Origin of the sequence: Paenibacillus periandrae, from assembly GCF_022458865.1 — a bacterium.
GTDB lineage: Bacteria > Bacillota > Bacilli > Paenibacillales > NBRC-103111 > Paenibacillus_S > Paenibacillus_S periandrae.
Genome location: NZ_JAJNMU010000151.1, coordinates 1 through 370 on the forward strand (window position 1 = coordinate 1; position 370 = coordinate 370).

Below are 370 nucleotides of genomic sequence, written 5' to 3' on the forward strand. Positions count from 1 at the left end.
GTGAGTTCTCTTCATCCGTCACCGGACTGCCTATTTCACTCCTGAATTAGGAACGTGTGGTGAGTAAGCTTGTTAGAAATACCATTCCTGCTGCTTCCAATACTTTGTTGGGAATCAGCGAATTAGAAACCGTAGATTTCTTTTGGCACATGAAGGCTCGTACCCTCATTCGTGTCCATTCGTCCACACGTTGAAACTTTTTCTTTACATTCCCTACTCCGAAATAGTTGCCAAATCCTCGTTCAATTTCGTTTAGTTTCTTGAGCATCTCTTCAAGATTATTTCCTTGTTTTCTGCGGGTGACCTTTCGGATTTTATCCTTGTACCTCTTCACTTTAGCATCCGGCAGTATTAGATAGTCGCTCCAGAA

General features: G+C 42.4%; 1 protein-coding gene. It reads right to left on the reverse strand.

Translation table 11 applies throughout. The features are described 5' to 3' along the window. Positions 1-46: 46 nt before the first annotated feature. Positions 47-370, reverse strand: a 324-nt coding sequence (locus tag LRL21_RS45020; protein ID WP_275901219.1) for a group II intron maturase-specific domain-containing protein, incomplete at its 5' end; no start/stop codon positions are given.